The organism is Anoxybacillus sp. LAT27 (genome assembly GCF_022030075.1).
Lineage (GTDB): Bacteria > Bacillota > Bacilli > Bacillales > Anoxybacillaceae > Anoxybacillus > Anoxybacillus kestanbolensis.
This window is the reverse complement of record NZ_JAIWYK010000062.1, coordinates 98985-109804: the sequence shown is the minus strand read 5'-3', so window position 1 is coordinate 109804 and position 10820 is coordinate 98985. Positions and strand designations below refer to the sequence as shown.

Genomic DNA, 10820 nt, shown 5'->3' with positions numbered 1-10820 from the left:
CAGATGCAGGCGATGCTTGTTTGTGCTGCGATGAATTTAAAGAAATTAGCAAACTGCCTATGGAGAATGGGCATCTCTCCTCTTTTTCAATTATGTATGTCGTTATTTTCGTCGGTTCATCAAGGGAGACAAATGCCAAAATGGAACAAAATGTTTGAAAGACAGGTGTCTTCCAACCATTTTGTCAACAGTCTGAAAGCGTCTCATCTATGTGATGAGGCGCTTTTTATGAGTAAGCAAAAAAATTGAAATATTGACAGAAGGTATTATAATGTAAATATTCCATTTGTTTTATAGGGAGAGAGGAAAATGCAAGCAAGTGTTGAACAGCGTGCAAATATGCAAACTGTCGTGTATCCGATTTTAATTGCTATTAGCATTGGTCATTTGCTAAATGATGCGATGCAAGCTGTTGTTCCGGCTTTATTTCCGATTTTAGAATCATCAATGCACTTATCTTATACACAAATCGGTTGGATTGCGTTTACGCTTAATATGACTTCGTCTATCCTACAGCCGGTTGTCGGATTGTTTTCCGACCGCTATCCATCGCCGAGTTTTTTGCCGCTCGGCATGGGAGCGAGCATGTTAGGGATGATCGGGTTGGCGTTTGCGCCTAATTTTTTCTTTGTTCTATTATCCGTTTTATTTATCGGATTAGGCTCAGCTGTATTTCACCCAGAAGGTTCACGTGTCGTTTATTTTGCTGCACAGGCGAAAAGAGGATTCGCTCAATCCATTTACCAACTTGGTGGCAATACAGGGAATGCCCTTGCTCCGCTATTCACCGCCCTCATTTTCGTTCCGTTCGGTCAAAAAGGAGCAAGTTGGTTTGTCATTGTTGCAGCCATTGGAATGTTCATTTTATTTTGGGTATCGAAATGGTATGCTCTTCAGCTGCATCAATTGAAAAATCGTCCGAACAGAACGATAGAAGGAAAGAAGCATACAAGCAAACGAATTATAGTTGCCCTTGTTCTTCTCGTGTTGCTAGTATTTGCACGTTCGTGGTACTATGCTGGAATTTCAAATTATTATCAATTTTATTTGATGAAATATTACGATATTTCCATTCGTGAGGCGCAGCTTTATTTATTTGTTTTTATGATTGCTGGAGCGATCGGTACCGTTTTTGGCGGTCCGCTTGCTGATCGATTTGGGAGACGAAATTTAATTTTTGCATCCACGCTCGGTACGGCACCGTTTGCACTCATTTTGCCATATGTGCCACTTCATTTTGTTTTGCCAATTGTTTTTGTCACAGGCTTTATTTTATCGTCTAGTTTCGCTACTTTTGTTGTTTATGCACAAGAATTGCTTCCAGGAAATGTCGGGATGGCTTCTGGATTAATTGTTGGTCTCGCATTTGGAATGGGGGCGCTTGGAGCGGTTGCACTCGGAAAAATTGCAGACGTGTATACGCTAAAAACACTTATGGTTATGTGTAGCTTTCTTCCTTTGTTTGGCGTGTTGACATTTTGGTTGCCGAAAGAAGCATAGTGGCAAGCGGGAAGCTTGCCACTATACTGATGCCCGTTCGATCAAGCGGACGGGTAGTTTTTCTTTTTTCGGTTCTGTCTTTTCGTTTATGAAATGGTTGTATATCATCTGGAAAGCTTTTTTTCCCATGAGCGAAAGAGGTAGCTCAATTGTCGTGATATGCAACGCTTCTGAAATAGGATGGTTATCAAAACTAACGATAGCTAAATCGTTTGGAACATGTAATCCATACGTTTTTCCCCATAAAACAATTCCTGCAGCAACTTGATCGCTAGCAACGAGTAGAGCGGTTGGCTTTTCCTCGAGAGAAAGAATAGTAGATACAATTCGCTTCCCATCATTCATATGCAAACAATGATGAAACATCCAATTAGGACGAATCGGGGCATGTATGCGTTGAAGCGCATCTTTGTAGGCTGCCATCCGCTTTTGGCTATTGATGCTCGTTGGCCGACTAAGACAATATCCGATTTTTGAATGTCCTTTTTTTATTAAGTAATCCATTCCAAGCGCAAAGGCATGGTAATGGTCGATGTATACGGAAAACAGATGCGGCTCTGATGTATCTTCACATAAAACGATTGGACCATCATCTGCATAGGATGCAATGGTTTCGAGACGAATGGTATGCGAACAAATAATGAGACCATCCATTTGCTTGACACGCAACATTTCAAGTGCTTCTTGTTCTTTATGTATATCATAGTTTGTTTGAAAAAAGAGAAGATGGTATCCGTATCGCAATGCTTCTTCGGAAATTCCCTCTACAATCATACTGAAGTATGGGTGATTGATGGTCGGTAACATCACTCCAACAATATTCGTTTTTCCTTTTGATAAGTGAACAGCATTAATATTTTTTTTGTAATTTAATTCATGAATGACGTCCCATACGGCTTTTCGTTTTTCTTCTTTAACATATGGATAACCATTAAGAACACGTGAGACAGTTGAAACAGAAACGCCTGCACGTTTTGCGATTTCACGAATATTTGCCATATTTTCACCTGCTTTTGACAACGTATAGTTATATTTTACTTCTTTTTTGATGGAGGTGTAAAAGGTTTCATATTTCAGGAGGATTTTAGTCAGAATGATGTTGGATTGACAGAAATCGAGTAGCATAATGATGAAAAAAGTCTTTTCCAAAAGAAGATCAGCTTGCCCGTTTTCATGGGCAAGCTGGCAACTACGGTAAATCAATGAGCATAAAACGGCTGTTTGTTTTTGCGGTGATATGCAATGTTGTTATATCTGTTATACGCGCGGCATCGCGACGTTGTAACATTGTATCATCATTTAATACGAGTTCTCCTTCAATAACAAACAGGTATATGCGACGTCCTTCTTGTTGATGGAATGTTATGTGCTGATTATTTTCTAAATCGGATAAATACATCGTTATATCTTGATGAATGTAAGCAACTTGATCACCTGTTTGTGTTTTCGAAACAATAGGTAATAAACGATTTTTCATTTTTTCAATATCATATGAAACTTGTTCGTATGATGGGGTAAGACCGTATGTGTCAGGTAAAAACCAAAGTTGTAGCAGATTGACTTCTTCTGTAGTAGACGGATTTATCTCTGAATGTACAATACCTGTTCCAGCTGTCATTCGTTGTACTTCACCGAACGAAATGATGCGATGATTGCCTAGATTATCGCGATGTTCGAGCTGTCCCTTTAAGACGACTGTCACAATCTCCATTTCCTGATGAGGGTGAGCTCCAAAACCACGTTGTGGCGCGATGATATCATCGTTAAATACGCGCAATGGGCCAAAGTTCATATTTTTTCGATCAAAATATTCAGCAAATGAAAAACTAAAATAACTTTGCAACCAACCGTGGTTTGATTCAAATCGTTCATGTGCAGGATATACGTGAATCATGGTGTGCCTCCTTATTTTATAAGTGCATCAATTGAGTAGTCGCCTGCGCCGATAAGAGCAATGCCGATCACAACAGCAATTAAAATAAAATTGTATTCGAAGCCGTTTTGTGTGACCCAAAACCCATTTGGTGCATGTACTTTTACAATGGCAACGATCATCGTTGCGGCGATTAACAAAGCTGCAAATGGGGTGAACAACCCTAGGGCAAACAATAATCCACCGACGAATTCAGCTAAGCCAGCGAGTAAAGCCATAGTCACACCAGGTTTTAGTCCGATCGATTCAAGCCATCCTCCCGTTCCTTTTAAGCCATATCCTCCGAACCATCCGAACAACTTTTGCGCGCCATGACCGACAAAAGTTAAACCGACAGCGAGACGGATAAGTAAAATACCAATGTGCATCATAATCATTTCTCCTTTCATATATCTTGATTTCAAGATAAAAGTTGTGCGATAGGCCTTTAAAAAGGCGCTAATGAAAGACCTATCTTTTTGAGCAAGTGAATCGTCATTTCTTTTTCATCTGTGGACAAAGATTGGAAAATCTCCAACATTTTTTGTGCGTGCTGCGGGAAAATGTGATCCATTAGTGCTTTTCCTTCTTCAGTAATAACAGCGTACGTAATGCGGCGGTCCTTTTCACAACGTTGCCGGACGATATATCCTTTTTCTTCGAGTTTGTCGATGACGTATGTCATGCTTCCACTTGTAAGCAAAATTTTATCACCGATTTGCTGGATCGGCTGCGCTCCTTTATGATACAGCAAATCGAGAACACCAAACTCCGTTGGATTTAGTCCGTAACGTTGAATGTCATGTTTTACATGTTCCGACACCGCTTTATGTGCTCTAGAAAGGACAATGAATAGTTTTAATGATAATGTTTGATCGTTTTGGCTCATGTGCATCAACCTTTATCTTGATTTCAAGATAATTATAAACTTACGAAAAGTAAGTTGTCAATATAGTTGTTTTTATGGATATCGTATAAGGTGCTAGTTCAGCCACACGCTTTCGACTAGCACCGATGATTCCTTATTTATTTTCGTCAAGAATGCGCGGAAATAAAATATTATTCTCAAGATGAATATGAGTGAATAGATCTTCCTCTAGCGCTTCAAGCCGATTGTAAACTAGTCGATACGTTCCACATGCATCAAAAGGTGGTGTAAAATCGTTCGTGATTTTGCGAATTTCTTTAATAATATCTCCTGCCGTATCGTGTTCGGTAACAAGTTCTTCAATAACTTCTCTCATCGCTTGTTCATTTTCTTTTGTCGGATGTTGTTCGAATTGGATGATTAATGGAAATGCTTTTGTTTCTTCTTTCATTAAATGTTGTTCTAGTTCGGTTTTTAGCTCATTGAACAGCTTATGCACTTCAACTAAGTGTGGTTGTGTGGGACCATGAACGCGTGCCACTTTTGTTACATATGGGCTAAGTTGTGGCAATTCTTCCATTAAAAAATGATGATGTTTTTGAACAATATGCTCGATTAAGTTTGTATAGGAAGCCTCCATCCAGTTTTTTTCTACCTTTTCAAGCGATTTTTCATACATTGATTGTAGCTCGCTTAAAATTGTTTCTATATCTAATTGTTTTTCAGCGAGCACTTCAGATAAGGAACGATTTCCACCGCAACAAAAATCAATTTTATATGCTTTAAACAAATCGCTCGCTTTTGGGAACATCGCCACAATTTCACCGACCGTCGATTGTGCATTGAATATATTTTCCATAATTTTCTCCTCCGAAATGTATTGATATTTACAATGTAATCATATCTTCTTTTTTGTCTGTTTGTTGTGATGCTCATCACATGATTCTTGTGATTTTGGAAAAAACTTTGACAAATAAACTGTTCATATTGAAAGTATAATAGTTTATGAATAAATTTCCATATACCTTCTCGGGCTTTGAGCGCCATATGATCCGGGTGTTTTCCATAAATTAGATAATGATAGATTGCTAAATCCCTGCTAGTCTTATAAGCGAGCAACGGACTAGGAGGGATAACATGAGGAGATTACTAGCACTTGCTTCTATGTTTGTAGTTGCTTTTTGTTTTTCAACAACTGAAGTGAATGCGCAAACGACAGTTCATTACGTAAAGCCAGGTGAAACGTTTTGGACGATTGCGAAAAGCTACAATGTTTCATTGCTTGAACTCCAACGAATAAATCAAAAACAATCGGACGTTTTGTTTGTTGGTGAAACATTGCGCATCCCGCAACCGATTTCTCAAGCTGATAAAGATTTATTGGCCCGTCTTGTTCATGCGGAAGCAAAAGGGGAACCATATGCAGGAAAAGTAGCGGTGGCAACTGTCGTTTTGAACCGTGTCGATCATCCGAATTTCCCGAATACGATTCGCCAAGTCATTTATGAGCGTTCTGGGGGATATTATGCGTTTACTCCTGTACAAAATGGAGAGATTAACAAACCAGCAGATCGTGAAGCATATCGAGCGGTTGAAGAAGCCATTGCTTTTCGCGGTTTAGGAAGCGGATCATTATATTTTTACAATCCAAAAACGGCGAAAAGCGAATGGATCCGCTCACGTCAAGTGACAGTTGTTATTGGAAATCATGTATTTGCGAAATAATCCCTCTACGAGTGTAGGGGGATTATTTTTTATTCTTTATTGACTAATCAGTCAAAATTCTATATAATGGAATTGACTTGTTGGTCAATGGTTAAATAGTGCCGAGGGAGGCGAAATAATGGGGATTGTCAATGTCAATCAATTAACGAAAATGTATAAAAACAACCGAGGGATTGACGGTGTTACATTTTCAATTGAAGAAGGAGAAATTTTTGGGTTTATTGGGCCAAATGGGGCAGGAAAAAGCACAACGATTCGCACGTTATTAAATTTTATTTATCCAACAAGCGGTAGTGCTACAATTTTCGGGAAAGATATTGTGAAAGATGCAAAAGAAATTCGGAGACATGTCGGTTATTTACCTTCTGAAGTGCATTACTATGATGATATGAAAGTAATCGACTTATTGACGTATTCGGCATCATTTTACAAAGTGTCAGATCGACGATTGAAACAGTTAGCTGAACGTCTTGATTTAGATGTGCATAAAAAAATTGAAGATTTATCGTTTGGAAATCGAAAGAAAGTCGGTATCGTTCAGGCGCTTTTACACGAGCCAAAATTGCTAATTTTAGATGAACCAACAGGTGGATTAGATCCGCTCATGCAGCATACATTTTTTGAACTACTTTTGGAAGAACGAAAAAAAGGTGTAACGATTTTCTTCTCTTCACACATTCTTTCAGAAGTACAAAAGCTTTGCGACCGTGTAGCAATTATTAAGGAAGGAAAGTTAATTCAGGTGGAAACGGTTGAGCATTTAACGAAAAACCATTTGAAACACGTGACGGTCGTGTTTGAAGAAGGGCAACATATGACATTTGATTTGTCAGGTATTGTAAACAAAGAAGTGAAAGGCAACGAGATGACGATGTTATATAAAGGAGATATGAACGAACTCATTGCTCAGCTGCACAGTCTGCGCATCAAAGATGTGTCGATTAGCGAACCGTCTCTTGAAGATGTGTTTATGCACTATTACGAAAAGTGAGGGATGGACGATGTTTAAAAGAGAATGGCAACGAAACGCAAAATCATTGGTCATCTGGAGCGTTGTGATTGGCGGGCTCGTTCTTTTAACGTTAAGTATTTTTCCACAGTTTGCAGAGCAACAAAAAGAGGTCACAAAACTTCTTCAATCGTTGCCCCCAGCGATGATTAAAGCATTTGGAATGGATCAACTAAGCATTGGTGATTTAACTGGGTATTACGGTGTTCGTGTATATACGATGACGACGTTACTTGGTAGCGTCTATGCAGCGATGTTAGCTGCCAACATCGTTGCAAAAGAGGAGAATGATAAAACGATTGAATTTTTACTCGCTAAACCAGTAACAAGAAGTGAAATTTTAACAAAGAAATGGCTTGTTGTGGCGGTGAACATTCTTATTTTAAATGCGGTTTCTTTGCTTGTTAGTTTTATTGGTTTTCAAATGGCTAAAGAATACGATGTATCACTGAAGGCTGTTTATTTACTGACATTGGCAACAGTATTTCTTCACTTTACGTTTGCAGCTGTGGCGTTTTTATTATCAACGATAATGCGTAAAACGAGAAATGCATCATCATTTGCCCTCGGTCTTGTCTTTGTCACTTATTTTATGAATATGATGTCAAGTATTTCTGACGATTTATCGTTTTTAAAGTATGTGAGTCCGTTTAAATATGTCGATGCAGCACCGATTATTAACGAGCTTCAAATGGACTGGTTGTATACAGTTTTGATGATTGTAATCATGAGTGTAAGCATTATTGTAGCATATGTCATTTATCAAAAGAAAGATATCGTCACGTGAGGGGGATTTGATTGTACGAAGCGTTTGAAAGGCAACCGGAAGAAAAAAAGAAACTCATTATTCAAACCGTGATCGAAGAGTTTGTCCAAAACGGATACGACAATGCATCAACGGATGTGATGACGAGTCGCGCTGGCATTTCAAAGGGATTGTTATTTCATTATTTTAAAAGCAAAAAAAATTTATATTTATATGTTGTTCATTATGCAAAACAGTTGTTGACTGAAAAGACGATGGAAGCAGTAAACGAAATAAGATGTAACGATTTCTTTGAACGAATAAAACAAATTGTACTTACTAAACAGCAAATATTTATGAAATATCCGCGTGAAACACAACTAGTCATTGATGCAGTCGCTAATCCACCAAAAGCGGTAAAAAAAGAAATGGAACAACTGCTCGCAAAACACTATGAAACATATGCTGAAGATTTTCAATTGCAACATATTTTTTTAAAAGACCTTCTGCACAAAGAAACATTACGTGATGATGTATGTGTTGAGACGGTCGTGCGCATGACGATGTTGATCGTGGAACAATTATCAAATAAGTACATGCAACTGTATAAACATAAACAATATGATCCCATTCGACAAGGGGATTTGCTTGTACGGGAGTTAGATGAATATGTGGATGTTATAAAATATGGAATTTACAAGTGAAGGCGGGGCTTTTCCCGCCTTTATTCATTGTAAGAAAATTATTGAAATTTTCTGTTTTTATGTGGTATGATATTTTCGAGAAATTTGAAACTATGTTTCGTAATACGCAACAAAAAAGGGGAAGGGGAATGATGATGGGAGAATATGTACAAGTTGGGCGTTTGCAAGTCGCTAAGTTGTTTTATGAATTTATCGTTGAAGAAGTATTGCCAAATAACCAAGTAGATAAAGATAAATTTTGGAAAAACTTTGAGCAACTCATTAATGAGTTAACACCAAAAAATAAAGCGTTGCTTGCCAAACGCGATGAGCTGCAAGAAAAAATTCATGAATGGCATAAACAACATCGTTCGCAGTTCAATTTTGAACAATATAAATCGTTTTTACAGGAAATCGGCTATTTAGAGCCGGAAGTCGAGGACTTTGAAATTACGACAGAAAATGTCGATGATGAAATTGCTAAACAAGCGGGGCCACAACTTGTTGTTCCGATTACAAACGCACGTTACGCGCTCAATGCAGCCAATGCCCGTTGGGGAAGTTTGTACGATGCGTTGTATGGAACAGACGTCATTAGTGAAGAAGATGGTGCAGAGCGCGGAAAGGGATACAATTCGGTGCGCGGTGAGAAAGTCATTGCTTATGTGCGTGATTTTTTAGATGAAACGGCACCGCTTCGTGGATATTCGCATAAAGATGCTGTGCAATACGCTGTCGTAAATGGTACATTAACTGTCACCGTAAAAGATGGACAAACGACAACGTTACAACATGAAGAAAAATTTGTCGGATATCAAGGTTCGCCAACACAACCATCCGCTATTTTATTAAAAAACAACGGCCTACATATTGAAATACAAATTGATCGTACTCATCCAATTGGACAGACGGATCCAGCAGGTATTAAGGACGTTTATTTAGAGTCAGCTTTAACAACGATTATGGATTGCGAAGATTCCGTTGCCGCAGTAGACGCGGAAGATAAAGTGCTTGTATATCGCAATTTGCTCGGCTTAGTTCGCGGTGATTTAACGGCAAGTTTCACAAAAGGAAATAAAAAGGTGACGCGCGAATTAAATCCAGATCGTGTATATACAACGCCAAGCGGCGAAACGCTCAACTTGCCAGGACGCTCACTTATGTTTGTACGCAACGTCGGACATTTAATGACAAACAATACAATTTTGCTTGAAAACGGAGAAGAAGTGTATGAAGGCATTTTAGATGCGGTTGTGACGACGTTAATTATGAAACATTCGCTTCTTGGTAATGGAAAATACGTCAATTCAAGAAAAGGTTCCATTTATATTGTAAAGCCAAAAATGCACGGATCAGAAGAAGTAGCATTTGCGAACGAATTATTTGATCGTGTGGAAGATATGCTCGGTCTTGAACGCAACACGATTAAAATTGGTGTAATGGATGAAGAACGACGGACAACGTTGAATTTAAAAAATTGTATTTATCAAGTAAGAGATCGAATTGTTTTTATTAATACAGGCTTTTTAGATCGCACAGGAGATGAAATTCATACGTCCATGGAAGCGGGTCCGATGATTCGGAAAAACGAAATGAAATCATCGACATGGCTGCAAGGCTATGAAAAATCAAACGTTAGTGTGGGATTGGCGACAGGCTTTCAAGGACGCGCTCAAATTGGTAAAGGCATGTGGGCAATGCCTGATATGATGGCCGAAATGTTAAAGCAAAAAATTGCGCATCCGCAAGCAGGAGCGAATACAGCGTGGGTGCCGTCCCCAACAGCAGCGACGTTACATGCACTCCATTATCATAAGGTCGACGTATTTGCGGTGCAAGATGAGTTGAGAAAACATATGAAAAATTATCGTGACGACATATTACAAATTCCTGTTGCTATTAATCCGCGATGGACGCCAGAAGACATCCAACAAGAGCTGGACAATAATGCACAAGGTATTCTCGGTTACGTCGTTCGTTGGATTGATCAAGGGATTGGATGTTCGAAAGTACCGGATATTCATAACATCGGTCTCATGGAAGATCGTGCAACGTTGCGTATTTCAAGTCAACATATTGCCAACTGGTTGCATCATGGCATTTGTACGAAAGAACAAGTACTTGAAACGCTGAAGCGAATGGCGAAAGTTGTTGATGAACAAAATGCAGACGACCCAGCATATCGGCCAATGTCGATTGATTATGACAATTCAGTTGCTTTCCAAGCTGCGTGCGATCTTGTTTTTAAAGGCTATGAGCAACCAAACGGCTATACGGAGCCAATCTTACATCGTCGTCGTTTAGAAGCAAAAGCAAAATATGCACATGTAAAACAATAGTAAGACGGAGGGCATTCTATACGAGTGCCCTCGTTATTA

11 protein-coding genes are annotated in these 10820 nt (G+C 38.9%); 6 read left to right on the top strand and 5 right to left on the bottom strand.

Features of this window, described 5'->3' with window-relative positions:
* The first annotated feature begins 309 nt into the window (after window positions 1–309).
* On the top strand, window positions 310–1500 hold the full coding sequence (locus LD028_RS03975; protein ID WP_237811000.1) for an MFS transporter: 1191 nt from the start codon (window positions 310–312) through the stop codon (window positions 1498–1500).
* A gap of 21 nt (window positions 1501–1521) precedes the next feature.
* On the opposite strand, the gene LD028_RS03970 is transcribed toward LD028_RS03975, so the two are convergent.
* From LD028_RS03970 to ric, 5 genes are all read right to left on the bottom strand, one after another.
* Window positions 1522–2499 carry a LacI family DNA-binding transcriptional regulator gene (locus LD028_RS03970; protein WP_237810999.1) on the bottom strand — a complete coding sequence of 326 codons (978 nt, stop codon included), beginning with the start codon at window positions 2497–2499 and terminating at the stop codon, window positions 1522–1524.
* Window positions 2500–2689: 190 nt separating this feature from the next.
* Window positions 2690–3394, bottom strand: coding sequence for a pirin family protein (locus LD028_RS03965; RefSeq protein ID WP_237810998.1), 705 nt, complete (start codon window positions 3392–3394; stop codon window positions 2690–2692).
* An 11-nt stretch (window positions 3395–3405) separates the two neighbouring features.
* Complete coding sequence (locus tag LD028_RS03960) at window positions 3406–3804, bottom strand: DoxX family protein (protein WP_237810997.1); 399 nt, start codon at window positions 3802–3804, stop codon at window positions 3406–3408.
* Window positions 3805–3860: 56 nt separating this feature from the next.
* Window positions 3861–4301 (bottom strand): MarR family winged helix-turn-helix transcriptional regulator, encoded by a 441-nt coding sequence (locus LD028_RS03955; RefSeq protein ID WP_237810996.1) that lies wholly within the window; start codon window positions 4299–4301, stop codon window positions 3861–3863.
* 133 nt (window positions 4302–4434) lie between these two features.
* Complete coding sequence (gene ric, locus LD028_RS03950; protein ID WP_237810995.1) at window positions 4435–5139, bottom strand: iron-sulfur cluster repair di-iron protein; 705 nt, start codon at window positions 5137–5139, stop codon at window positions 4435–4437.
* Window positions 5140–5417: 278 nt separating this feature from the next.
* Between ric and LD028_RS03945 the strand changes: the two genes are divergently transcribed.
* The 5 genes from LD028_RS03945 (at window position 5418) to LD028_RS03925 (ending at window position 10781) form a co-directional block, all read left to right on the top strand.
* Window positions 5418–6005, top strand: a complete 588-nt coding sequence (locus tag LD028_RS03945; RefSeq protein ID WP_035020463.1) for a cell wall hydrolase — start codon at window positions 5418–5420, stop codon at window positions 6003–6005.
* Window positions 6006–6123: 118 nt separating this feature from the next.
* Window positions 6124–6996: an ABC transporter ATP-binding protein gene (locus LD028_RS03940; RefSeq protein ID WP_077428280.1), complete on the top strand. Its 873-nt coding sequence runs from the start codon at window positions 6124–6126 to the stop codon at window positions 6994–6996.
* A gap of 10 nt (window positions 6997–7006) precedes the next feature.
* A complete protein-coding gene (locus LD028_RS03935; protein WP_077428282.1) occupies window positions 7007–7801 on the top strand; it encodes an ABC transporter permease in 795 nt (264 codons plus the stop codon).
* An 11-nt stretch (window positions 7802–7812) separates the two neighbouring features.
* Window positions 7813–8463, top strand: a complete 651-nt coding sequence (locus LD028_RS03930; RefSeq protein ID WP_237810994.1) for a TetR/AcrR family transcriptional regulator — start codon at window positions 7813–7815, stop codon at window positions 8461–8463.
* A 134-nt stretch (window positions 8464–8597) separates the two neighbouring features.
* On the top strand, window positions 8598–10781 hold the full coding sequence (locus LD028_RS03925) for a malate synthase G (RefSeq protein ID WP_237811004.1): 2184 nt from the start codon (window positions 8598–8600) through the stop codon (window positions 10779–10781).
* The last annotated feature ends 39 nt before the right edge of the window (window positions 10782–10820 follow it).

What these genes read in the sequence shown, in the direction of transcription:
- LD028_RS03975 (WP_237811000.1), top strand. Translation starts at nt 310, where the DNA reads ATGCAAGCAAGTGTTGAACAGCGTGCAAATATGCAAACTGTCGTGTAT.
- LD028_RS03970 (WP_237810999.1), bottom strand. Translation starts at nt 2,499, where the DNA reads ATGGCAAATATTCGTGAAATCGCAAAACGTGCAGGCGTTTCTGTTTCA.
- LD028_RS03965 (WP_237810998.1), bottom strand. Translation starts at nt 3,394, where the DNA reads ATGATTCACGTATATCCTGCACATGAACGATTTGAATCAAACCACGGT.
- LD028_RS03960 (WP_237810997.1), bottom strand. Translation starts at nt 3,804, where the DNA reads ATGATGCACATTGGTATTTTACTTATCCGTCTCGCTGTCGGTTTAACT.
- LD028_RS03955 (WP_237810996.1), bottom strand. Translation starts at nt 4,301, where the DNA reads ATGAGCCAAAACGATCAAACATTATCATTAAAACTATTCATTGTCCTT.
- ric (WP_237810995.1), bottom strand. Translation starts at nt 5,139, where the DNA reads ATGGAAAATATATTCAATGCACAATCGACGGTCGGTGAAATTGTGGCG.
- LD028_RS03945 (WP_035020463.1), top strand. Translation starts at nt 5,418, where the DNA reads ATGAGGAGATTACTAGCACTTGCTTCTATGTTTGTAGTTGCTTTTTGT.
- LD028_RS03940 (WP_077428280.1), top strand. Translation starts at nt 6,124, where the DNA reads ATGGGGATTGTCAATGTCAATCAATTAACGAAAATGTATAAAAACAAC.
- LD028_RS03935 (WP_077428282.1), top strand. Translation starts at nt 7,007, where the DNA reads ATGTTTAAAAGAGAATGGCAACGAAACGCAAAATCATTGGTCATCTGG.
- LD028_RS03925 (WP_237811004.1), top strand. Translation starts at nt 8,598, where the DNA reads ATGGGAGAATATGTACAAGTTGGGCGTTTGCAAGTCGCTAAGTTGTTT.